This window comes from Halobacterium sp. DL1 (assembly GCA_000230955.3).
In the GTDB taxonomy this organism is placed as follows: domain Archaea; phylum Halobacteriota; class Halobacteria; order Halobacteriales; family Halobacteriaceae; genus Halobacterium.
Genome location: CP007060.1, coordinates 1,284,088 through 1,305,551 on the forward strand (window position 1 = coordinate 1,284,088; position 21,464 = coordinate 1,305,551).

Annotated in this window: 24 protein-coding genes; 8 read left to right on the top strand and 16 right to left on the bottom strand. The window is 67.9% G+C overall.

The window, feature by feature from the left end:
- The first annotated feature begins 110 nt into the window (after positions 1-110).
- A complete protein-coding gene (locus HALDL1_08235) occupies positions 111-1,139 on the top strand; it encodes a histidine kinase (protein AHG03586.1) in 1,029 nt (342 codons plus the stop codon).
- A 12-nt stretch (positions 1,140-1,151) separates the two neighbouring features.
- Here HALDL1_08235 and HALDL1_08240 read toward each other — a convergent pair whose 3' ends face one another.
- The 3 genes from HALDL1_08240 to HALDL1_08250 form a co-directional block, all read right to left on the bottom strand.
- A complete protein-coding gene (locus HALDL1_08240; GenBank protein ID AHG05247.1) occupies positions 1,152-1,841 on the bottom strand; it encodes a hypothetical protein in 690 nt (229 codons plus the stop codon).
- Positions 1,842-1,889: 48 nt separating this feature from the next.
- The gene (locus HALDL1_08245) at positions 1,890-2,252 is read right to left on the bottom strand and encodes a hypothetical protein (GenBank protein AHG03587.1); all 363 of its coding nucleotides are present in this window, start codon (positions 2,250-2,252) and stop codon (positions 1,890-1,892) included.
- Positions 2,253-2,378: 126 nt separating this feature from the next.
- Complete coding sequence (locus tag HALDL1_08250) at positions 2,379-3,560, bottom strand: membrane protein (protein ID AHG03588.1); 1,182 nt, start codon at positions 3,558-3,560, stop codon at positions 2,379-2,381.
- Positions 3,561-3,653: 93 nt separating this feature from the next.
- On the opposite strand from HALDL1_08250, the gene HALDL1_08255 reads away from it, so the two are divergent.
- Genes HALDL1_08255 through HALDL1_08270 form a run of 4 tightly spaced genes read left to right on the top strand, consistent with a single transcriptional unit; the run spans position 3,654 to position 5,381 of the window.
- On the top strand, positions 3,654-3,839 hold the full coding sequence (locus HALDL1_08255; protein AHG03589.1) for a hypothetical protein: 186 nt from the start codon (positions 3,654-3,656) through the stop codon (positions 3,837-3,839).
- 46 nt (positions 3,840-3,885) lie between these two features.
- Entirely contained in the window at positions 3,886-4,113 is a 228-nt protein-coding gene (locus HALDL1_08260; GenBank protein ID AHG03590.1) for a hypothetical protein, read from the top strand.
- A 55-nt stretch (positions 4,114-4,168) separates the two neighbouring features.
- Entirely contained in the window at positions 4,169-4,582 is a 414-nt protein-coding gene (locus tag HALDL1_08265; protein AHG03591.1) for a polyketide cyclase, read from the top strand.
- Between the two features lies 1 nt (position 4,583).
- Entirely contained in the window at positions 4,584-5,381 is a 798-nt protein-coding gene (locus tag HALDL1_08270) for an apolipoprotein N- acyltransferase (protein AHG03592.1), read from the top strand.
- A gap of 257 nt (positions 5,382-5,638) precedes the next feature.
- Here HALDL1_08270 and HALDL1_08275 read toward each other — a convergent pair whose 3' ends face one another.
- The 4 genes from HALDL1_08275 to HALDL1_08290 all read right to left on the bottom strand — a co-directional run bounded on the left by HALDL1_08275 (position 5,639) and on the right by HALDL1_08290 (position 10,090).
- Complete coding sequence (locus HALDL1_08275) at positions 5,639-6,511, bottom strand: hypothetical protein (protein ID AHG03593.1); 873 nt, start codon at positions 6,509-6,511, stop codon at positions 5,639-5,641.
- 117 nt (positions 6,512-6,628) lie between these two features.
- Positions 6,629-7,585 carry a glucokinase gene (locus HALDL1_08280; GenBank protein ID AHG03594.1) on the bottom strand — a complete coding sequence of 319 codons (957 nt, stop codon included), beginning with the start codon at positions 7,583-7,585 and terminating at the stop codon, positions 6,629-6,631.
- A gap of 48 nt (positions 7,586-7,633) precedes the next feature.
- Positions 7,634-9,148 (bottom strand): hypothetical protein, encoded by a 1,515-nt coding sequence (locus HALDL1_08285; protein AHG03595.1) that lies wholly within the window; start codon positions 9,146-9,148, stop codon positions 7,634-7,636.
- Between the two features lie 93 nt (positions 9,149-9,241).
- A complete protein-coding gene (locus tag HALDL1_08290; protein AHG03596.1) occupies positions 9,242-10,090 on the bottom strand; it encodes an aminoglycoside phosphotransferase in 849 nt (282 codons plus the stop codon).
- Between the two features lie 113 nt (positions 10,091-10,203).
- Between HALDL1_08290 and HALDL1_08295 the strand changes: the two genes are divergently transcribed.
- Complete coding sequence (locus HALDL1_08295) at positions 10,204-11,346, top strand: acyl-CoA dehydrogenase (GenBank protein AHG03597.1); 1,143 nt, start codon at positions 10,204-10,206, stop codon at positions 11,344-11,346.
- Between the two features lie 383 nt (positions 11,347-11,729).
- Here the strand turns inward: HALDL1_08295 and HALDL1_08300 are convergent, their stop codons facing one another.
- Entirely contained in the window at positions 11,730-12,158 is a 429-nt protein-coding gene (locus tag HALDL1_08300; GenBank protein ID AHG03598.1) for an FAD synthase, read from the bottom strand.
- On the bottom strand, positions 12,155-12,637 hold the full coding sequence (locus HALDL1_08305; GenBank protein ID AHG03599.1) for a proteasome Rpn11 subunit JAMM motif protein: 483 nt from the start codon (positions 12,635-12,637) through the stop codon (positions 12,155-12,157). The genes HALDL1_08300 and HALDL1_08305 overlap by 4 nt, the downstream gene beginning before the upstream one ends.
- Before the next feature lie 99 nt (positions 12,638-12,736).
- On the opposite strand from HALDL1_08305, the gene HALDL1_08310 reads away from it, so the two are divergent.
- A complete protein-coding gene (locus HALDL1_08310) occupies positions 12,737-14,629 on the top strand; it encodes a RecJ domain-containing protein (protein AHG03600.1) in 1,893 nt (630 codons plus the stop codon).
- Here the strand turns inward: HALDL1_08310 and HALDL1_08315 are convergent, their stop codons facing one another.
- The 3 genes from HALDL1_08315 to HALDL1_08325 form a co-directional block, all read right to left on the bottom strand.
- On the bottom strand, positions 14,630-16,174 hold the full coding sequence (locus HALDL1_08315; GenBank protein ID AHG03601.1) for a phospholipase: 1,545 nt from the start codon (positions 16,172-16,174) through the stop codon (positions 14,630-14,632).
- A 75-nt stretch (positions 16,175-16,249) separates the two neighbouring features.
- A complete protein-coding gene (locus HALDL1_08320) occupies positions 16,250-17,560 on the bottom strand; it encodes a phycocyanobilin lyase (protein ID AHG03602.1) in 1,311 nt (436 codons plus the stop codon).
- 23 nt (positions 17,561-17,583) lie between these two features.
- Positions 17,584-18,273, bottom strand: coding sequence for a CDP-diacylglycerol--serine O-phosphatidyltransferase (locus HALDL1_08325; protein ID AHG03603.1), 690 nt, complete (start codon positions 18,271-18,273; stop codon positions 17,584-17,586).
- Positions 18,274-18,397: 124 nt separating this feature from the next.
- Between HALDL1_08325 and HALDL1_08330 the strand changes: the two genes are divergently transcribed.
- A complete protein-coding gene (locus HALDL1_08330; GenBank protein ID AHG03604.1) occupies positions 18,398-18,847 on the top strand; it encodes a halocyanin in 450 nt (149 codons plus the stop codon).
- Between the two features lie 21 nt (positions 18,848-18,868).
- Here the strand turns inward: HALDL1_08330 and HALDL1_08335 are convergent, their stop codons facing one another.
- Genes HALDL1_08335 through HALDL1_08350 form a run of 4 tightly spaced genes read right to left on the bottom strand, consistent with a single transcriptional unit; the run spans position 18,869 to position 21,290 of the window.
- On the bottom strand, positions 18,869-19,501 hold the full coding sequence (locus HALDL1_08335; GenBank protein ID AHG03605.1) for a 30S ribosomal protein S3: 633 nt from the start codon (positions 19,499-19,501) through the stop codon (positions 18,869-18,871).
- Positions 19,498-19,764: a rps operon protein gene (locus HALDL1_08340; GenBank protein ID AHG03606.1), complete on the bottom strand. Its 267-nt coding sequence runs from the start codon at positions 19,762-19,764 to the stop codon at positions 19,498-19,500. Before HALDL1_08340 ends, HALDL1_08335 begins: the two co-directional genes overlap by 4 nt.
- Complete coding sequence (locus HALDL1_08345; GenBank protein AHG03607.1) at positions 19,761-20,825, bottom strand: hypothetical protein; 1,065 nt, start codon at positions 20,823-20,825, stop codon at positions 19,761-19,763. Before HALDL1_08345 ends, HALDL1_08340 begins: the two co-directional genes overlap by 4 nt.
- Complete coding sequence (locus HALDL1_08350; protein ID AHG03608.1) at positions 20,826-21,290, bottom strand: 30S ribosomal protein S15; 465 nt, start codon at positions 21,288-21,290, stop codon at positions 20,826-20,828. It abuts the gene before it with no gap.
- Positions 21,291-21,464 lie beyond the last annotated feature (174 nt).

Here is a 21,464-nt window from a genome sequence, read left to right on the forward strand (position 1 = left end):
CTCCGCACGAATAAGGGTCCCGGCGAAGCCACGGACAGCAACCCCCTACCTTAAGGGCAATATAAGGTTCAGGAGGTAAGACTAAGGTTGTTCCAGTCGTCGGTCCGGGTATGGAGACCAGAAAAGTTCAGCGACTGGGGCCGTCGACGCTCGCGATGACGTTGCCCGCGGAGTGGGCGCGCAAGCAGAACGTCGAGAAGGGCGACGAGGTGACCGTCCGCGAGAGCGGGAAGGGGTCGCTCACCGTCACGCCCGAGTCCGCCCAGGGGGAGGAGACGGAGGCCACCATCCACGCGGAGAACTTCGACGCGGACGCCGTCGAGCGTGCCATCGTCGGGCAGTACGTGCTCGGCCGCCGCGTCATCCACGTCGAGAGCGAGGACGCACTCGAATCCGAACACATCAACGCCGTCTACAAGGCCGAGACCCAGCTGATGGGCCTCGGCGTCGTCGAGGAGACGCCCGACCGCATCACCATCCGGTGTTCGGTCGACCCGGAGGACTTCGACCTCGACAACCTCCTCGAGCGCCTCGAGAACACCGGCTCGACGATGCGCGGCGAGGCCGTGAAGGCCCTCGCCCACGGCAGCCCCGACCTCGCCCAGCGCGCGCTCAACCGCGAGCGGCAGGCGAACAAGATATTCGTCCTCCTGCTCCGGCTCATCTTCACCGCCTACCACAACCCGAATCTCGCGCGCGCGGTCGGCCTCGACGACGGCTTCCCGCTCATCGGCTACCGCTCGGTGGCGAAGAACCTCGAACTCGTCGCGGACAACGCCGAGGACATCGCGGAGACGGTCCTCGACACCGAGGGCAACACCCTCGACGTCGACCAGCAGACGATGCGGCGCATCCGCGAGTTCACCGACCAGGTCGACGAGATCACCGCCGAGGCCGTCGACGCCGTCGTCACCCGCGACTACGACGCGACCGTCGAAGTGCGGAAGCTGTTCGCCGAGATCGGCGACCGCGAGGGCGACATCCTCGCGGACCTCCCGGAGATGGACAACGAGGACCTCCTCGAGGTGCGGGAGGTGCTGGTGAGCCTCCAGCAGTCCGCGCAGTACTCGATGCGGAACGCCGAAATCGCGGCGAACCTGGGGCTGAACGAGCAGTCCAGCCACACGACCATCAACTGACTGCCGGACGGCTCAGCGCTGGGGCTGTTCGACCCGCTGCTCCCAGAACTGGTCGTCGAGGAACCGTTCCTCGATGCCCCGGTAGCCGACGCGTTTCGCGACGCGGCCCACTGTCGCCCACAGGGCGCGCTGGACCGCGAATGGGGCGATACTGATGCGGGTCTCCTCGCGGAGTGATTCACTCAGGACGAGGGCTTGCAGGAGACCGGGTTCTCCGTACTCGCTGTCGCTACCGAACGCGCCCTCGTGGTCGAGCCCGAACACAGTGTACTGGGTCGCCGCCGTCTTCGCCCACGGGGGTTCCACCCGGAACGCGACGAACTCGTCCGTCTGGTTCCTGAAGTAGTGTTCCTCGCCCGGCTCTACTGTGTAGGCGTCGCCCGGTTCGAGTCGCTTGCTGTCGCCCTCGACGACGACGGTCAACTCGCCCGCTACCGCCTCGAAGGTCTCGTCTCGCGTGCGGTGAACGTGGGGCGGGAGTTCGGCGGCGTCGGGCGCCAGCCAGACGACCATCTCGGGACGCGGGTCGTCCCAGTCGTCTAGCAGGACGGCCCACGTCCTGGACCCCGGGCCGGACGCGAGTGCGTGCGGGGAGTCGTGGAACAGTTCGGCAGCGGGGCCGTCGGGGTCCAGTTCCAGGCCCAGGCCGTTTGTGGGGTCGCCGTGCTCGTCGAGCGGGCGACCGGTTATCGTGGAGGGCACGTTCAAATTCCACGGGGGGAGCCGGAAAAGTGTTGGCGGGCCTCGACGTCACCCCGTCTTCTCGGCCTCCAGGGGGTTCCTCGACGCCAGCGTGCACGGGAACGACGAGTGCTCGGCGAAGTGCCGCACGAGCATATGTCGCCGGGACCCCGTGACGCCCGCGCTCGACAGCGCGTCGGCGTCGAAGGTGGGTGGTAGTCGTTCGAACAGTCGCCGGGCCTCCGCGAAACTGTCGAAGACCGTGGAGTTGCCCGTGGAGTCCGCTCCGCGGCGCTCGACGACGTACGTGCCGTCCTCGCGGTGCTCGCAGGCGGTGCGGAAGAACTCCTCGCGGCGGGTCAGTGCGTCACCGACGGCGTCGCGCAGTTCGGCGGCGTGCTCGCGGGAGAGCGCGAGTTCCTCGCCGTCCACGGTGACGCGGATGTCGCCGCCGTCTGGCTCGGCGGCGATGGACTGTTCACTATCCGAGAACTCGACCAGGAGCCTGGCTACTCCGGTGCATGTTCGAGCGAAGCGACTCCGACCCTAAAAAGATGTCTACTGCGTGGTGGGCGCTGGCACGGCGCGCAGCGAGCCGACGACCGGGTCCAGAGCCAGGATGCCGTCGTCCTCAGTCGTGGTGGTGTTCTCCTCGGCGGTCGTAGTCGTCGTCTCCTCACTCGTCGTTGTTGTTGTCGTAGTCGTCGTTTGGTCGTCGCTGGTCGTGGTTGTGGTCGTCTCGCCGTCCGAGTCGTTCGAGTCGTCGGTCGCGTTACCCGACGCTCCTTTCGTCCCGAAGAAGTCCGTCTCGATGGTCTGGGTGTGGGTGAGGTCGTCGAGTTCCGCGCGGAACGTCTGGTCGGTGCCCGGCGGCTTGATCTCCGCGTAGAAGTCGATGCGGAGCTCCGTCGTCTGGTTGTTCTCGATGTGGCTCACCCACCACTCGTCGAGTTGCTCGTTGTCGATGACCGTCCGCGTCTCCACGACGCGGTAGGTCTTCCCGGGGATGGTTTCGGTCTCCTGTGTCTCGCCGGACCCCATCTGCACGTCGTTCATCGTGATGTCGTAGCCGACGTTCGAGATGGCGACGGGCGACGCCTTCGGGTTGTAGACGCCGAACTGGATCTGGATGGGCGTCTCGCCCTCGGTAACGGTCCCCCAGGAGGCGTTCGTCTGGCGGATGACCAGCACCGGGTCCTCGACCAGCGCCATGTTCGCGTTCACCGGCCGGTCCTCGCTTGAGTTGAACCCGCCGACGAGGTCCGTGTCGATGGACTTGCTGGCCGGCTGGAACGTCGCGGACCGACCGAGGGTCCCCGACGTCACCGTCGCAGTGACGTCGAGGTCCGTGTGCTCGCCGTTCCGGATGTGGCTCACCCACCAGTCCGGGATGCGCTCGTTCTGGAGGTACGTCGTCAGGTTCAGCGTCGAGTTGCCGGTGCCGATGCCGACGCCCCGCTTGGTCCCCTGGGCCATCGCGACGTCGTTCATCGTCACCGTGTAGTTCACGTTCATGTTCCCGAGCCGTACGCCGACGGGGTTCGGGTTGTTCACCACGAGGTCGGTCTCGATGGCGGTGTCCGTCTCGTTGACCGCCCCGAAGCGGTTGTCGATGCCCTCGACGCTCGGCACCCCGACGACACCCGCGAGGAACGCCCCACCGAGGGTCAGGCTGAGGCCGAACAACACGGTCACGGCTATCCGTATCTTGCTGCCGAACAGCAACGCTCGCGCGTCCATGCTCAGTCCGGTGCACCGTGACGGTGAAAGCTTGTTGGCTGACGGCTGCCGCGAGTAGAACGAGTTAAGGGACGCCCGGGGCAATCACCGCCCATGACGACTGGGTCCGCTCAGGAGACAGACATGGGCGTGGGTATCGGCCTCGTGTTCGGCCTGCTGGCCGCCGCTGCGGCCGTCTACACGTTCGTCGCGCCCGGACAGTTCGAATCGGCTCTCGGCTTCGGTGCCGCGGTGGCGCTCGCCTCGCTCTGCGTCGCCGCCATCCACGCCTGGGGGTAGCCGGAGCGGAAACCGTTAAACCCAATCAGCGCTAACCATTTCCACAATGAGCGACGACTACTCCGACGAGGAACGCCGCATCCTCGATTACCTCCGGGACAGCGTCGAGAAGGGTGAACGCTACTTCCGCTCGAAGAACATCGCGGACCACCTCGGTCTCTCCTCGAAACAGGTCGGTGTGCGGCTGTCGGAACTCGACGAGAAGTCCGAGGACGTCGACATCGAGAAGTGGAGTCGGTCCCGGTCGACGACGTGGCGCGTCGAACCGGCCTGAGCGGCAGAACCCCCGTAATCGGCGGCTTTTTGCGGTCGGCGGTCGAACTGCCGGTATGACAGTTCGGGTCGAACGGACGTTCGATTTGTCGGCGACTCCCGAGGACGTGTGGGCGTTCATCTCGGACCCGGAGAAACGCGCTAGCGTCATCAGCGTCGTCGACAGCTACGAACGGGAGGGAGATACGACGACGTGGCACGTCAGGCTCCCGATTCCCGTCGTCCGGAGCACGATTCCCGTCGAGACCCGCGACGTCGAGACCAGGGCCCCGAGCTACGTCCGTTTCGTCGGCAAGTCACGCATCTTCAACGTGACCGGCGAACACGAGATCGAGGACCGTGAGGGCGGTTCGCGGCTCGTCACCCGGTTCGTCGTGGACGGGAAGGTACCGGGGGTCGAACCGTTCTTCAAGCGCAACCTCGACGACGAACTCGATGAGCTCCGGGACGCCCTGGAGGCGGAGGCCTGAGATGCGACTCGCTCTCGCCCAGATCGGTGTCGAATCTGCGGCCGTCGACGCGAACGTCGAGCGCGCGGTCGACGCCGTCTACGAGGCGGCCGGCGAGGGCGCCGACATCGTCTGTCTGCCGGAGCTGTTCAACGTCGGCTTCTTCGCGTTCGACAGCTACGGGCGCGAGTCCGAGGCGCTCGACGGCGAGACGCTGACGACCCTCCGTGACGCCGCCGTCGAGGCCGACATCGCCGTCCTCGCGGGCACCATCGTGGAGGACCTCGCAGCCTCGCCGGGCGGGCCCGACGACGAGGGACTGGCGAACACCAGCGTGCTGTTCGACGCCGACGGGGAGCGCCGCCTCGTCTACCGGAAACACCACCTGTTCGGCTACGGGTCCGCCGAGGCGGAACTGCTCACGCCAGGCCAGGAGCTCCAGACGGCGGAGCTCCTCGGGTTCACCGTCGGCGTGACGACCTGCTACGACCTCCGGTTCCCGGAGCTCTACCGCGAACTCGTCGACCAGGGCGTCGACCTCGTGCTGGTGCCGTCGGCGTGGCCCTACCCCCGCGTCGAGCACTGGCAGGTGCTCCCGAAGGCGCGCGCCGTCGAAAACCTGGCGTACGTCGCGGCGGTCAACGGGAGCGGCGAGTTCGAAGACGCCGGCCTGGTCGGCCGCTCGACGGTGTACGACCCCTGGGGGACGACGCTCGCGAGCACGGACGACGACCCCGACATCGTCTACGCGGAGGTCGACCCCGAGCGCCCCGCGTCCGTCCGCGAGGAGTTTCCGGCGCTCCGGGACCGCCGCTGCTGACGAGGCGGGAAGTGGAGCCGGGATACGTGAATTTAAGTACGGTCGCGACTTACCGACTGACGCCGGTTGACGACGCTTTTCTCGTCGCACCCGGCAAGAAGAAAACTCCGCGCTCGCGTCCACGTCCGCCAACGGTGGCCGCGTTCCGGGACCCGCGGCCACACTCCGTCCACCTCTCGTTCCGACGCTCGTGCCCACAGCGACGCTATCCCCGAATTTACTCCGCGTCGCTCTCCGACCTCGTTCTCACCGGCCGGTCACGGCAGCGAGACGAGCGTGACGCCAGCGACGACGAGCGCCGCCGCGACCAGCCGCGTCCCGAACCGCGGTTCGTCCAGCAGCAGGCCCCCGAGCACGACCGCCACGACGGCCTGGGAGTTCACGAGCGGGGACGCGATGCTCGCCGAGAGCGTCTGGAAGGAGACCGCCGTCAGGTGCTGTGCGCTGGCGACGAGCACGCCCACGCCGAGCCACTTCGGTAGGTCGCCGCGTGGACCAGCCTCTGGCCAGGCCCGGAGCGCGAAAGGCGCCATCGTGGCGGCGACCGTCGTCAGCAGCACCGGAACGAACACCTGCGGCGGCACCGCGAGTTCCTGCATCAGCAGTCGCTTGCTCACGTCCACGAACCCGAAGATGGCCGCGCTCGCGACAGCGAGCCTGGCCGCTGGCGTCGTGACGGCGCGCCGGAACGGGTCGAGGAACGCCCCCGGTTCGTAGTTGGCCACGTAGATGGCGACGGTGATGAGGACGACGCCGCCAACCTGCAACGCCGTGAGGTGCTCGTCCAGCAGCAGTATCTCCAGCGGGAGGACGAAGACGGGCACCACCTTGCTGATGGGCGCGACGTAGGAGACGTCGCCGAGTTTGAGCGCCCGGAAGAACGCGAGCAGCGCGAACCCCGTGGCGACCGACGACCCGACGAGGAGCGCGAGGGCCGCCGCGTCGAACTCCGCGAGCGGGGCCGGTGGGAGTGTCGCCCAGGCGACGGGAGCATAGATTGTCAGGCCCGCGATGTTCGCGAACAGGACGAACGCCGGCGCGGAGTAGCGCTCGAAGTAGCGCTTCGCGACGAACAGGTAGACACCGAAGACGAGGGCTGCCGCAACGGCGACGGTCACACCAGTCTGCACACCTCCCCGGTGTCCATCGGTCCACAAGAGTGAGTCGATGTCCGGCAGGGCCACCAGATTCCTCGAGACGGTGGCATCGGGCGAGTGCACCGCTCGCTTGGCAGCGTGAACGCTGATTCAGTCGGCCTGCGACGCTTCGCGGATGGCCGCCAGAACAGCGCCGGTGACGACGACGTCGTCGCCGAACTCGGTCAGGTGGATTTCGGGGGCGTCGACCATCAGGTAGTCGCCGACGCACTCCCGAATCGGGTCGAGCACCGCCTCGGGGTTGTTGAGCGCGACGCCGCCACCGACCGCGACCCGGTCAGGCGCGAACGCGTGAACGAGGTTCGCGACGCCCAGCGCGTTCCAGCGGCCGACCCGGTCGACGACGGCCGTCGCCAGCGGGTCGTCCCCTGCTGCGTCGAAGATGGCTGAGGCAGTGAGCGCCTCGCGCGTCGTCGGTAGCGCCGTCTCGATGACCTCCTCCTCCCGGAGTTCGAGCGCGTACGCCGGGATATTCTCGCCGCTCGCGAACCCCTCCCAGTGCCCCGTCTTGCCACAGCCACACCGCCGGTCGCTGTCGGGGTCGAGCACGAAGTGTCCGACCTCCGCCGCGTTGCCGTCCCGGCCGTGGAGCACGGTATCGTCGACGACCACGCCGGCACCGATACCGCTCGACAGCGTGAGGTAGACCACGTTCGCGTCGTCACCGTCCCGGTGTTCGGCGACGGCGCCGGCGACGGCGTCGTTCAGCAGGACCACTGGCGTCTCGTCTGCGAAGTGAGCGGCGACCGTCTCGCGAAGCGGGACGTCCGCCAGGTCGGCGTCGAGGTTCGGCGTCTCCGCGATGATACCGCTGTCGGCGTCGAGTGGGCCGAAGGCCGCGATGCCGACGCCAGCAATCTCTCCGGGAGCGACGCCGCTCTCCGCGAGCGTCGCCTCGATGGCCGCGTCGATACCGGCGGTGAACGCGTCGACAGTCGGTCCCTGCGCCGTCGGTCGGGAGACTTCCGCGACGCTCTCCAGGTGCTCCGTGGTGACGAGACACCGGACGTTCGTCGCGCCGACGTCGATTCCGAAGTAATAGGGCATCTGTTCGGTTGGTCGACCCGGGGCCGCCGGGTGGCCGGGATTACGCGGTCAGTCGTCCTGGAACTTGATGTCCGCCGAGAGGCCCTGGGCCATCTCGATGTCCTTGGAGTTGTTGAGCGTCCACGCGGTGCGCTCGGTGACGGCCTCGATGACCTCGCGGGCGCTCGGGTAGCCGTTGCCGGACTTCTTCACGCCGCCGAACGGCAGCTGGACCTCCGCGCCGATGCACGGGAGGTTGCCGTACGCGAGCCCGATCTCCGCGTTGTCACGGAAGTGGTTGATCTGGCGGTAGTCCTCGCTGATGACCGCGCCGGCGAGGCCGTAGGGGGTGTCGTTGTGGATCTCGACGGCGCGCTCGATGTCGCCGGAGTACTCGATGAGCGCGACGTGCGGCCCGAAGACCTCCTCCTTGATGGAGCGCAGGTCCGGGGAGTAGTCGACCTCGTAGACGAACGGACCGACCCAGTTGCCCTCCTCGTGGCCGTCGGGAATCTCACTGTCGTCGAACTCCGTCCGGTCGACGAGCACGTTCTTTGCCTCCTCGCGGGCGAGGTCGTTGTACTTCCGGATCTTCTCGACGTGCTCGGGCTCGATGGCGGGCCCCATGAACGTCCCGTCGTCGAGCGGGTCGCCGACCGCGACCTTCTCCGCGATCTCGACGTAGCGCTCCTTGAACTCGTCGTAGACGTCCTCGTGGACGATGAGGCGCTCGCTGGAGACGCAGCGCTGGCCGGTCGTCTTGAACGAACTCATCACGGCGGAGTGGACGGCGATGTCGAGGTCCGCGTTCTCCGTCACGACGATGCCGTTCTTCCCGCCCATCTCGCAGGCCGCGAGCTTGCCGGGCTGCTCGGCGACCTTCTGTGCGACCTCCTGACCGACCTCCGCGGAGCCCGTGAACAGCACGGTGTCCACGCGGTCGTCGTCGACGATGGCCGCGCCGGCGTCGCCGAAGCCCTGCACCATGTTGAACACGCCGTCCGGGATGCCCGCGTCCTCGAACATCTCGGCGATGATCTGCCCGCACCACGGCGTCTGCTCGGCGGGCTTCCAGACGACCGTGTTGCCCTCGACGAGCGCGACGGCCATGTGCCAGAACGGGATGGCGACCGGGAAGTTCCACGGCGTGATGCAGCCGACGACGCCGCGGGGCTTGCGCCGCATGTAGGCGTCCTTGTCCGGAATCTCCGAGGGTACCACGTCGCCAGACGGGTGGCGGGCGTCGCCCGCGGCCCACTCGACCATGTGCCACGCCTCGGCGACGTCTGCTTTCCCCTCGCTGATCTCCTTGCCACACTCCTTGGTCACTACTTCGCCGAGTTCCTGGTGTCGGTCTTTGAGCTCCTGGTAGATGTCCCAGAGATACTCGGCGCGGTTGATGCGGGAGAGCGACCCCCACTCTTCCTCGACGGCGTCTGCCGTCGCCGCTGCCTCCTCGACGTCCGCGGGAGTCCCGCGCCGGAACTCGCCGAGCGTCTCGCCGTTGGCTGGGTTGGTGCTCACGAAGGTCTCGTCTCCGTGACCGTCGACCCACTCGCCGTCGATGTAGTGTTGGTACGTCATCGAATGAAGGTGGGGGTGGCACAGTGAAAAAGATACACCTTCTATGGGCGGTGTCCACGCCGCGGGTACTGGTTCTCGCAGGCTCGAGCCGTCTCAGCGAGTCGCGTCTTCCTCTGCGGATGCTGCCTTCTCGATCTCGCCGGTCAGCGCCTCCGAGTCGAAGGCGTGGTCGGGGCGGATCTGGACGAAGGAGAGGAAGTCCTGGGCCCGCAGCAGCGCGTCGGCGGCACTGTCGACGTCCTCGGCATCCTCGACGTTGTAGTTCTCGAGCGCCACGGTAACGACCGTTCGGGCGCCGAGTATCGGTTCCAGCGACGCGAGCGCGGAGGCGAGGTCGTACGCCCGGGCATTCGTGATGCCGTCCTCGGCGACGTTCGTCGCGTCGATGAAGTAGAGTTCGCCGTCGGAGACGAGGACGTTCTCGCCGCGCAGGTCGCCGTGGGCGACGTCGTTGTTGTGCATCAGCGCGAGTGCAGCGAAGAGGTCGGCAGCGTACCGCTCGACGTCCTCTGGCGGTAACTGATCGAGCGGCGTGAACTCGGGGATGTACTCCATGACAAGGACGCCAAGGCCGTCGACCTCGAACGCCTCGAGTGGTCTGGGGGCGTTCAACCCGAGGTCGCGGACCTTCTGGGTCGCCAGGAGTTCGTGTTCGGCCATCTCCACGGGGCCGTCGAACGGTTCGAAGAACCCCTCCCGGCCGCTGGAGAACGCGCCAAGGTTCCGCGCGCCCGTGAACAGCGCGTGGACGAGCGCGTTCTGCCCGGAGACGACTTTCACGAACCACCGGTCGTTCATCACGCACGGCGTGGAGAGCCAGTTGTCAGCGTCGAGGAACGACACCCGGACCGTCTCCTCGTCGTAGCGGTCGGCCATCTCCCTGGCGACGGCCTCCAGGGAGTCCCACGGGACGGTACCTCGGACGAACCGGCGAATGCTCACAGTGGAGAAACGCGCCGGTCAGATAAATGTCCGGCGGCAGTCTGATTCTTCGGACGCCCGGTTTCGACTCCCAGTTCCGGTGTGTTTATGCGGTCGGTGGCAAATTTTGAGACATGAACTTCGACCTTCCCGACGAACACCGGATGATCCGGGACACCGTCCGGGAGTTCTGCCAGGAGGAGATCGAGCCGATCGCGTGGGAGATCGAGGAGGAACACCGCTTCCCCGAGGAGGTGTTCGACGAACTCGCCGCCCTCGACATGATGGGCGTCCCCGTCGACGAGGAGTACGGCGGCCTCGGCGGCGACCAGCTGATGTACGCGCTGGTCACCGAGGAACTCGGTCGCGTCTCAGGTTCTATCGGCCTCTCGTACGCAGCACACATCTCGCTGGCCTCCAAGCCCATCGAGCTGTTCGGCACCGACGAGCAGAAAGAGCGGTGGCTCCGCCCGCTCGCGGAGGGCGAGTATCTGGGCTCGTGGGCGCTCACCGAACCCAGTAGCGGGAGCGACGCCAGCGACATGGACACCACCGCGGAGAAGGACGGCCACGAGTACGTCCTCAACGGCACCAAGCAGTTCATCACCAACGCGTCCGTCGCGGGCAGCGTGCTCGTGAAGGCCGTCACGGAACCCGGCGCGGGCTACGACGGCATCTCGACGTTCATCGTCGACCCCCGCAACGACGACGGCTTCGAGGTCACGACCGAGTGGGACAAGATGGGACTGAACGCCTCCCCGACCTGCGAGATTCAGCTTTCTGACTGCCGCCTCCCCGAGGACCGCCTGCTCGGCGAGGAGGGCGAGGGCTGGGACCAGACGAAGAAGACCCTCGACGGCGGCCGCATCTCCATCGCCGCGCTCTCCACGGGCCTCGCCCAGGGCGCGTTCACTGCCGCGAAGGAGTACGCCGTCGAACGCGAGCAGTTCGGCCAGCCCATCTCGAAGTTCGACGCCATCCGGAACAAGCTCGTCGACATGCACCGGAAGACCGAGCGCGCCCGCCTCCTCACCCACAAGGCCGCAACCCGCTACGACAACGGCCAGTCGGTCACCCAGGAGTCCGCGCTCGCGAAACTCGACGCCAGCGAGGCTGCCCGGGAGGTCGCCGAGGACGCCGTTCAGACCCTCGGCGGCTACGGCTACACCACGGACTTCGCGCCCCAGCGGTTCTTCCGCGACGCGAAACTGATGGAGATCGGCGAAGGCACCAGCGAGATTCAGCACCTCGTTCTCGGTCGCGAACTGGGTCTGTAGTCCTCGGACCCGGCCTCTCTTCTCCTGGGGCGAGTTCTGGAGTCAACACTACCCCGAAAGCCCCCGCTCGCTCGACTCGGGAGTCTCGCTGTGCTCCTCGCTCACTCCGTTCGCTGCGGTGCTTGCGTCGCCTGCCATCGTCGAGCGAGCGGCCCCTTTCAGTCCCACCCACTGCCAGCTGGCCAACCGATGGACCGTGCTGCCTGACGAACTGGCGTGGGGAGACTGAAAGGGGCGGCCGGCTACGGGAAGCCCGGCGACATAAGCACCGCAGGCCGCAGGCCGAGGAGCGCAGCGAGCCGCGCGAGCGGAGCCGGACGGGGCTTTCGAAGTTTTGGCGGCGCTGCTCGGTTCAGCGCCTCGAACGGCACAAGCAGAAACTACTAGCCGCGTTGTTCGAGAATCCGGTCGACGATGGTGCCCGTGGAGAGCAGCTCCTCCTCGTACTTCTGTTCGCGGGGGGAGGCGCGTTTCACTTCGCAGTCCACCCCGCGTTCGGCGAGTTCGGCCTTGATGGCGTCGGCGTCGTGGTGTTGGTCGTAGCCGAGCGCGATGACCGACGGCTCTATCTCCTCGATGGGCGCGAAGATGTCCGAGGGGTGGCCGACGCGGGCGTGGTCGACTGGGTCGAGGGCGGCGACGACGTCGCGGCGCTGGCGGTTCGGGAGGATGGGCGGGTCCTTGTGGGTGACGTTCTCCCGGCGCGCGACGATGACGTGGAGTTCGTCGCCCATCCCGGCGGCGTCCTGCAAGTAGTGGACGTGGCCGGGGTGGATGAGGTCGAACGTTCCCTGCGCGACGACTCGTCTCATTCGAGTTCCTCGTCGATGTCTTCCTGGGTGAAGTCGAAAAACGATTCGGGTTCGGGGAGGTCGACGTCGAGGACGTCGAGGCTGCGGGGTTCGCCCTCGTGGTCGAACGCGCGCCAGCAGTTGCGGTCGTAGGGCGCGCCGAGGATGACGTGGACCTCGCCCTTGCCGAACATCGCGCGGTCGGCGTCGGAGGGCGCGAGCACGCCGTTGGGGTGGGAGTGCACGCTCCCGACGGTGCGCATGTCGTTGGGAACTTGACTCGAGTTGAACGTCGCACTCACGGGGTTCGTCTTCGTCCCGGGAACCATCATCACGTCGGTGACGACGTATCCCTCGTCCGCGACGTCGAGGTCGCGGGCTGGCGTCGCGCGCAGCAGCCCGAGATACTCGTTGGGGTGGGAGTCCTCGGCGGCCTCCATCGCGAACTCCACGGTGTCCTCGGCGATGCCGAGCACGGACGGTCGCCCACCGAACAACATTGTGCGACGGTGGGTGCCCGCGACTGTTGAGGCTTCCGGAACGCCGCCCGTGCGCACCTGTAAAGAGTTAAAAACGCAGACGCCGAACCTGCTGCCAAGATGAACGACGTTACTCCGGACGACGGGGCCGACCGCCCGGTCGTCGTCCGTCTCCACTCTTCTTGTACCACGCAGGAGGTCTCAACTGGTGAATACTACCACGCGACCGTCAACGGCGTCGTCGACTACGGCATCTTCGTGGACATCTCCGAACACGTCTCTGGCCTCGTCCACGAGTCCACGTTCGATGGCGGCGAGTCCTTCGAGGTCGGCGACGAGATCGTCGTCCACCTCGCCGAGGTGCGCGACAACGGCGACCTGAGCTTCGAACTCGCCGACCTCGACGAGTACGACACCGTCGAACGCGAGCACAGCTACGAGCGCAGCGCCGCAGCCACCGTCGGCGAACGCGTCGGCGACACCGTCCACATCGAGGGCGAGGTCGTCCAGATCAAGCAGACCGGCGGCCCGACCATCTTCCGGGTGCGCGACGACACGAGCGCGGTCCCCTGCACGGCCTTCGAGGAGGCCGGCGTCCGCGCCCACCCCGACGTCGAGGTCGGTGACATCGTCCACGTGACGGGTGCCGCCGAGGAGCGCGAGGGAACCTACCAGATAGAGGTCGACGAACTAGACGTGCTCGCAGACGAGGAGGCCACGGACGTCGCGCGCCGCCTCGACGCTGCACTCGCCGACCAGGCCGAACCCATCGACGTCGACCCGCTGGTCGACTGGCCGGCGCTCGAACAGATGATTCCGGGCCTCCGCGATGTCGCACGCACGCTCCGCCGCGCCGTCCTGGAGGGTCGCCCGATCCGGATGCGCCACCACGCCGACGGCGACGGGATGTGCGCCAGCGTCCCGGTCCAGTACGCGCTCACGAAGTTCATCGATGACGCTCACCAGGACGACGACGCGCCCCGCCACCTCCTCAAGCGCCTCCCGTCGAAGGCGCCGTACTACGAGATGGAGGACGCGACCCGCGACCTCAACTTCGCGCTCGAGGACCGCGCGCGCCACGGCCAGAAGCTCCCGCTGCTCCTGATGCTGGACAACGGCAGCACGGCCGAGGACACGCCCGCGTACAAGACCCTCGACCACTACGACATTCCCATCGTCGTCGTCGACCACCACCACCCCGACCCCGAGGCCGTCGACCCGCTCGTCGACGAGCACGTCAACCCCTACCTCCACGGCGAGGACTACCGCATCACGACGGGGATGCTCTGCGTCGAACTCGCCCGAATGCTCTACCCGGGTCTCACCGACGAACTCGAACACGTCCCCGCGGTCGCCGGGCTCTCCGACCGCTCGAAGGCCCAGGCGATGACGGACTACCTCGACCTCGCCCGGGAGGCGGGTTACGACGAGTCGTTCCTCCAGCAGATCAGCGAGGCGCTCGACTACGAGGCGTACATGCTCCGCTACGACCCCGGCACGGACCTCATCAACGACGTGCTGAACGTGAATGGCGACGAGGAACGCCACCGCGAACTGGTGCCGTTTCTCGCCGAGCGTGCCGACGAAGACGTCGAGGAGCAACTCGACGCGGCGATGCCCCACGTCGAACACGAGCGCGTCGCCAACGGCGCGAACCTCTACCGCATCGACGTCGAGAACTACGCCCACCGGTTCACCTACCCCGCGCCGGGGAAGACGACGGGCGAAATCCACGACCGGAAGGTCGAGGAGACCGGCGAACCCGTCATCACCATCGGCTACGGGCCTGACTTTGCAGTCCTGCGCTCGGACGGCGTGCGCCTCGACATCCCGGTGATGGTCGAGGAACTGAACGACGAACTCCCGGGCGCCGGCGTCTCCGGCGGCGGGCACCTCGTCGTCGGCTCCATCAGGTTCGTCCCCGGAATGCGCGAGGAAGTCCTCGACGCCCTCATCGAGAAGATGGCGGAAGCGGAACTCGACGAGGAACTCCGCAGCGCCCCGACGCGGTAACTACCCGCTCGTTCCCTCGAAGCTGATTCTCCGGGCGAAGCAACCGGCGACCAGCGTCGCCGCAGCGACGACAGCCCCGACCCCAACCGGGAGTCGCCAGGCGCCGCCGCGCCAGTCGGCACGGAACGCCCGCTCGTATCGTCGGGCGACGCGCTCGTCGCGGACGACGACGTTCACCTCGCGGTTCTCCGTGACGGCGTGCTGGTTCCAGTTCAGGCTCCCCACGAGCACGCGTTCGCCGTCGACGATGGCTCCCTTGGCGTGGATCTTCTCGAAGCGCGAGCGTGGTTCGACGAGCCGGGCGCTGAGATCGAGGTTCTCGCTGTCGGCGAGCCGTTCGAGCTTCCGGGTGACGTTGCGGTTCTCCTCGCGGTTGTACCAGGCGCCGGAGAGCAGCACTCGGACACGGACGCCTCTTCGTGCGGCGGCAATCGTCCAGTCGAGGAACTCGCTATCGGGGTCGACGCTCACCTGCTCGACGAGCAGCGACTCTTCGGCCGAACCAATCAGGTCTCGAACGCCCCGGCGGGCGTTGTCCGGAGCGACGAGGACGCGGACACTGTCGGCCCGCGTCCGTATCTCGTCGAAGCGGGTCGGGTAGGACGCCGTCGCCGGGTCGCCCTCGACGAGCGTGACGTTCGGACGTACCTCGTGCCAGGGCTTCGCGTCCGCCCAGCCGGCGTCAGCGCGGAACACGCTGGCGAGGTGATTCGACAGGCGGCTGTCCCGGAGCGCCACACCCCACCCGCGACTGCCGTGGCCCCCGGTCCCGGCGGGCTTCCAGTTCTCCGAGAGGACGACCGCGCGGTCGTCGGCGACCGCGTACTTCGGGTGGTGGAAGCTGTAGCGTGCGCGTTCGCCGTCGAGGACGCGGACGTCGACGCCTGCTCCGGCGAGTGTGTCGAGGCGCGGTGCCTGCGCTGCGGGCATCCCGCCGACCGGCCCGCCCTCGACGAGCACGCGGACTTGGACGCCCCGCTGGGCTGCGTCGACGAGTGCGGCGGTCACGCGTTCGGACGTGAGCGTGTAGCCGGCCAGGAAGAGCCGTTCGTCCGCACTCTCGACGACAGACAGCGGTGGTCCGGGCGCGTCCGGCAGCACGAACCCAGTGACCGCGACGTTCTGGCTCGCGAACGGTGGGAAGTCGGTCGCCCCCAGCGGCGTCCACTCGCCCGCTGACCACCGTTCGGCCTCGGGTGCGGCGGGATAGGTCACCGCATCGACAGTCTGATTCCCCGCTCTGAGTGCGACGCGCTCGCCGCCGTTCGACAGCGAGAGCGACCCGTTCAGCCCGACGACTGGGAGGTCGGTGCGGTTCCTCGCAGTTGCGGGGTCGGTGGAGAGTGCGACAGTTCCTGAGAGCGTTCGATTCGGCAGTGGAGCCGTCGTCTCGCCGTCGTCGAGGGCCCAGTCGGTAGTGTTCGTCTCCTCGGGAATGCGCACTGCGACGAACTCGCCGGCGTCGCCGCTCGTGGCGGGGTTGGGAGCGACGGCCGTGATGGTGGCCGAGGCGAGCAGGACGGCGACTGCGAGGCGGACGAGCACGGGGCTGGGTGGTCCCGGCTTCGCACTTGAACGTTCGCGTCGCGAAAATCGAGGACGGGGTCGACGGTACGGGAGTTACGCGGTGGGCGCCGCGCCGGCGTCGATGGCGTCGTCGGCCTTCTGGGCCTCCTGCTGGACGATGTACGAGCGGTCGTCGGTGTACTCGGCGGCGGCCTTGAGGGCGTCCTCGGTGCCGACCTGAACGAGCGCCCAGGCGGCCGACGTGCGGACCGTGTCTGAGTCGTCGTCTGCGAGCACGTCCGTGAGCGGGTCGATGGCGCGCGTGTCGCCGATGAGGCCGAGCGAGCGGGCGGCCTGACTACGGACGCCCTCGTCGTCGGCGACGAGCTGGTCGGCGACGTCCTGGGTCGCCTCCTCGCTGCCGATCTCGCCGAGCGCCTTGATCGCGGTCGTCTGGAGCTTCCGGTTGCTGTCCGAGTCCACGTAGTCGATGACGTGTTCGACGCCGTCCCCGCTGCCGATCTTGCCGATGACCTCGATGGCACGCAGGTCGCGTCGCGCGGCGAGTTCACCGGCCTTTTCGAGGGCGTCCTCGCTGCCGATGTGGAGGAGCGCGTCCATGCAGTACTCCTCCATGAAGTCGGTGTCGCCCAGGTGGTCGAGGGCGAGCAGGATCATCTCGACGTTGCCGCGCTTCTTCCACTCCTTGAGGGCGCTCAGTTCCGGGGGGAAGTCCTTGTGCTTCTGGTTGATGACGTCGTAGTAGCCCTCGAACTGGAGCTTCTGCCGGACGGAGAGGTCGTCCCACTCCTGGGCGTCCTCGACGCCCTCGACGAGTCCGTCGGTTGCCTCGACCAGTTCCGTGATGGTCTCCTCGTCGGTGTCCGGGTGGAGCGCGGCGGCCTCGATGGCGGTGACGACCTGGTCGAGGTCGTCCGCGAGCACGTCCGGGTCGGCGGTGTCGCCGCCGGTGAACGTCTCGCCGAGCACGTCTGCCGCATCGTCGAGGAACGCGTTCACGGTGGCCTGCAGGTCCTGCTCGCCCTGCTCGGTCCAGCGCGTGTCGCGCATCGTGGACTGGGACTCCTCGACGTCGGCGACGGCGTCTTCGGCGTACGGCCCCCGCTGTGCTTCGAGGTCGTCCCGGAGTGCCGAGACCCTCGTTTCGAGGGACTCCTGGGGGTCTTCCTCCTCGTCCTCGTCGTCCGGTTCCGGGAGGTCAGCGGCCTCGATGTCGCTCTCCACGTCGTCGAGTTGCGCCTCGACGTCGTCGAGTTCGGCCTCGGTCTCGGCCGCGTCGAGTTCGGTCTCGGCCTCGTCGAGGCGGACATCCAGCGTCTCGACGCTGAGTTCCGTGGCCTCCTCGTCGGCCGTCTCCTCCGGCGTCTCGGCCGTCTCGTCGGGTTCCTCGTCCCCGTCGCTCATACTAACGGGTTCCGCCAGCGCGCCTATGAGCGTTTCCCTTCGGGCCGCCAGTAGAACCGCGGTGCGAGGAGGAGGTAGGCCACCGCCCACGCCAGCAGCACGCGGGGCAACGCCCGTGAGAACGCAAGCGGCGCGAGGAGTGCGGCCGCCTGGACGAACCCCATCGACAGCGCGTCGCGGGGGTAGAGGTCCGGGTACTGTATCGTCGTTACCATCAGGACGGCGAGGACGCCCGTGGCGGCGACGACGACCAGCGGGTCCGAGACGCCGGCGAGGACGCCCGCCGCGAGCAACGTTGCGGCCAGGGTGGTCGGTACGCCCTCGGTGTGGGCGTTCCCGGTGTCGAAGGCTGTGTACAGACCGAGCCGGACCACGCCAGCGGCGACGAACAGCGCACAGACGCCGACCGCGAGCAGCGCCCGGGGTTCTCCGAATCCCCAGTTGTCGCCCACGTGGGCCACTACGAGGAACGCGGGCGCGACGCCGAACGACGCCACGTCGGCGAGCGAGTCGAGATGTTCCCCGGCAGGCGTCGAGCCGTACCGCCGCGCGAGAAGGCCGTCGAGGCCGTCCGCGATGGCCGCGAGCAGCACCAGTCGCGCCGCGAGTTCTACGTCGACGGTCGCCGCGACGACCGCCACGAAGCCGAGCGCCGCGTTCGCCGACGTGACGGCGTCCGCGACGCCCAACCGGCCGACGAACCGGGGGTGCATGGTTCGCTCATGACGACAGGCGTGCTTACGTGTTTACATCCGTGGTCCGCCCCGTCCGTGGCCGCCGCCCGCGCAGTCGACGCGGACCGCGGCGCCTATATGGGTCACGTGCCGACTGTCGACTATGCAACGCCGGGCGTTCCTCGCCGCCGGCACGGGCCTCGCGACGACTGCTCTCGCCGGCTGTATCGGCCCCTCTCTCGGCTCGACGGACTACGACATCGGGATGCAGTCCAACGCGTTCGTCCCCGAACCCCGCGTCGAGGGCGAGGACCCGCCGACGTTCGCGGCCTCGGTCGGTGAGACGGTCGTCTGGGCGAACAGCGGCTCCCGCAACCACACGGTGACCGCCTACGACGACGGCGTTCCCGAGAGCGCGGACTACTTCGCCTCCGGCGGCTTCGAGAACGAGACGGCCGCTCGCGAGGCGTGGGCGAAGAGCGTCGACGGCGGCGGAATCGTCCGTCCCGGCCAGACGTACGAACACTCCTTCGAGTTGCCTGGCGACTACTACTACGTCTGTATCCCCCACGAGGCTGCGGGGATGATCGGAAAAGTCGTCGTCAGCGAGTAGTACGCGTCGGTCGAAGACCGGTCAGGCCTCGACTTCGTCTTCGTCGACGTCGACCGCGGTCTCCTCCTCCTCGTACACTTCTTCGGGGTGGGCTTCCAGCGTGGCCTTCTGGACCTCGACCCGGCGGAGTGGGTAGATGGTGTTGGCCTCGCCGTAGATTGCCGATGAGAGACGACCCTCGATGACGGAGTCGATGAGCGCCTCGAAGGTGCGCTCCTCGCCAGCTTCCTCCACGAGGTCGATCATCGTGCGGCGGATGGCCTTCTGCTGGCTCTGGTCGGCCTGCTTGGTCGTGTAGGCGACCGGCTGGACCTTCACGCGGTAGTCGTCGGTCGTGAGGACCGTGATGGTCGCCTCGATCTTCGACGAGCCGCGGCGCACGAGACTGCGCTTGTAGTCCCGCGTGAGTTCGTGCTTGACGAACTGCGTCGACGCGGTGTCGCTGCCGACGTCGCTCACCTGGAAGGTGAGTTTGACGTTGTTCTCGCCGCCGTCGGCGAGTTCGCTCATCGTCGTCTCGATGGTTCGGTCGTAGACCTGTTCTGGCTCCTCTGCGGGGGTCTCGCCGAGCTCCTGCCGGTCGAACTCCTCTGGCGCGAGCACGGTGTACCACCGCTTCTCCTGGTTCTGCTTGGATACGGAACGTTCGCTCATGATTGGTGTGTTGTGTGTCGTTCGGCGTGCTCTGCAACTTCGGTCGCCACCGTGACGTTGACGACGTAGTCGTCGAGGGTCGACGCGAGGCCGGCGGTGTCGTCGCGCTCGATGCGCGTGACGACGGTGCCGCTCTCGCCCGACGAACTGGCTTCGTCGCGCTCTACGCGCGTCTCCATCTCGGTGGTGTTGTCCGGGCGAACCGAGCGCGCGACGATCTCGGGGTCCGCAACGTCGGTGCGGACGGTCGCCGTGCGCGTCATAGTTCACCCCGGACGGTCTCTACGAGGGACGCTTCGTCCTCGACGCGCGCGATGGCGACGGACGGCGAACCGACGCCGTTCGGCAGCACGTCGCGCGCGTCTTCGTCGGTCGTCGCGAGCGCAGCGGTGCCGTCACCGACGACGAGCGCCGCGGGTTCGGCCGACCGGTAGTCTCTGACGAGACGGGCGACGGTCGGATTGGCCGTGTCGGCGTTCGCCACGACCACGCCCTTGTGTCGGGCGGGGTCGGCGGCGCGGACTGCTGCGTGCGCGTCCACGGCGTGCGAGCGCCACGCGTCGAGCGCGGGCGTGCCGTCGACGCTCCCGAGCGCGAGAGCGACCCCGAGGCCGGGGGCGTCCCACGCCAGCGCACCGAGCACGTCGGCGTACCCTTCGACCGTCTCGAAGGGGCCGTCCGGCGTCTCGTGCGGGCGGAGCGCGTCACTCACGCGTTCTGCCGCGCGGGCCTCTCCCCCGTCTGTCGCGTCGAGCGCGACCACGGAGGCGAGTCTGCGCCGCGCGTCGTCGTCGAGGTCCGCCGGCAGGCCGAGTTCGGCGAGGGTCGCGCCCGCCGCCTGCTCGTCCCCCGAGAACGACGCGTGTAGCAACGTCGTGTGCGCCAGGCCCGCCGCGAGGTCCGCGGTCGGGACGCCGACGCCCGGTCGCCGACCGAGGTCGGCGGCTTCGCGAACGTTGCTGGACGGCTCACCACCGTCGGCGAGCGCGCCCGCGAACGCCAGCAGTGGACTCGGTGACGCACCGAGTTCCCGGGCCGCGTCGTAGGCTTCGTTGGCGGCGTCAGCCGCGAACGATGCGTCAGCGGCCGGCGTCTCGACCCCGACAGTGACGTGGGTCGCGTCGGCGACGTCCGGAGCCGGAGCCGTTCGAGCCACGCGCACCTGGTACGGTGCGTCGCGCTCGTCGCAGGCCCCCGCCAGCATCGCGGCGGCCGCGAGGCTCCCGCCGGTCGGCGCGGCCGTCACGCGGACGAACTCCGCGTCGGCGAGCGCCGAGACGGCGTCGGGCTCCGTCGTCGCTGTACTGCGTCCCGTCGTCGCCATCTACTCGAGCAGTTCCTTCGCGTTCTCGTGGGAGTACTTGAAGTCCTGGTCGAGTTCGTCGCCCCGGTAGTAGTTTACGAGGCGGCGGATCTTCGACTGCGTGTTCTGCAGTGCGCGCTTGTTCTGGTGGTCCTGTCCGTTCTCCTCGACGTGCTCGTAGAGGCGGACGGCCTTCTCCAGGAGGTTCCGGAGGTCCTCGGGAATCTCGGCGTCTGCGTCGTTCTCCTCGAGAATCTCGGTGACCTTCTTCCCTGTCGCCAGTTTCACGTCCGGAACCGGCGTGCCCTGCACGCCCTCGTCGCGAAGCTTCAGGCCGATCTGGGAGGGGTCGTGCCCCTGCTCGGCCAGCTCCACGACGCGGTCCTCGACTGCGTCTTCGTCTACGTCGCTCCACTCCGGTGGTTCGTCTGCCGTCGGGCGGTCCGAACCGGAGGACCCGCGACGGCGCGTGTGCATTCGTGCCATTGTTCGGATTGGAACTACACGAAACGCTGGCGGCACCCGACGGTGCCACGACACTACCGCAGTCCCAAGCCGCCCCGGCAGCGTGGCGAACAAACGGTGCCACGCACCCGGCGAGCGGCGAGTCGGATCTACGGCCGTGTGGTTCCCTATCGTCTGCAAAACGCCCGGGCACGT

Coding starts and splice junctions, on each gene's coding strand:
- HALDL1_08235 (AHG03586.1), top strand. CDS start 111: ATGGAGACCAGAAAAGTTCAGCGACTGGGGCCGTCGACGCTCGCGATG.
- HALDL1_08250 (AHG03588.1), bottom strand. CDS start 3,560: ATGGACGCGCGAGCGTTGCTGTTCGGCAGCAAGATACGGATAGCCGTG.
- HALDL1_08255 (AHG03589.1), top strand. CDS start 3,654: ATGACGACTGGGTCCGCTCAGGAGACAGACATGGGCGTGGGTATCGGC.
- HALDL1_08260 (AHG03590.1), top strand. CDS start 3,886: ATGAGCGACGACTACTCCGACGAGGAACGCCGCATCCTCGATTACCTC.
- HALDL1_08265 (AHG03591.1), top strand. CDS start 4,169: ATGACAGTTCGGGTCGAACGGACGTTCGATTTGTCGGCGACTCCCGAG.
- HALDL1_08270 (AHG03592.1), top strand. CDS start 4,584: ATGCGACTCGCTCTCGCCCAGATCGGTGTCGAATCTGCGGCCGTCGAC.
- HALDL1_08280 (AHG03594.1), bottom strand. CDS start 7,585: ATGCCCTATTACTTCGGAATCGACGTCGGCGCGACGAACGTCCGGTGT.
- HALDL1_08285 (AHG03595.1), bottom strand. CDS start 9,148: ATGACGTACCAACACTACATCGACGGCGAGTGGGTCGACGGTCACGGA.
- HALDL1_08295 (AHG03597.1), top strand. CDS start 10,204: ATGAACTTCGACCTTCCCGACGAACACCGGATGATCCGGGACACCGTC.
- HALDL1_08300 (AHG03598.1), bottom strand. CDS start 12,158: ATGAGACGAGTCGTCGCGCAGGGAACGTTCGACCTCATCCACCCCGGC.
- HALDL1_08305 (AHG03599.1), bottom strand. CDS start 12,637: ATGTTGTTCGGTGGGCGACCGTCCGTGCTCGGCATCGCCGAGGACACC.
- HALDL1_08310 (AHG03600.1), top strand. CDS start 12,737: ATGAACGACGTTACTCCGGACGACGGGGCCGACCGCCCGGTCGTCGTC.
- HALDL1_08320 (AHG03602.1), bottom strand. CDS start 17,560: ATGAGCGACGGGGACGAGGAACCCGACGAGACGGCCGAGACGCCGGAG.
- HALDL1_08325 (AHG03603.1), bottom strand. CDS start 18,273: ATGCACCCCCGGTTCGTCGGCCGGTTGGGCGTCGCGGACGCCGTCACG.
- HALDL1_08330 (AHG03604.1), top strand. CDS start 18,398: ATGCAACGCCGGGCGTTCCTCGCCGCCGGCACGGGCCTCGCGACGACT.
- HALDL1_08335 (AHG03605.1), bottom strand. CDS start 19,501: ATGAGCGAACGTTCCGTATCCAAGCAGAACCAGGAGAAGCGGTGGTAC.
- HALDL1_08340 (AHG03606.1), bottom strand. CDS start 19,764: ATGACGCGCACGGCGACCGTCCGCACCGACGTTGCGGACCCCGAGATC.
- HALDL1_08345 (AHG03607.1), bottom strand. CDS start 20,825: ATGGCGACGACGGGACGCAGTACAGCGACGACGGAGCCCGACGCCGTC.
- HALDL1_08350 (AHG03608.1), bottom strand. CDS start 21,290: ATGGCACGAATGCACACGCGCCGTCGCGGGTCCTCCGGTTCGGACCGC.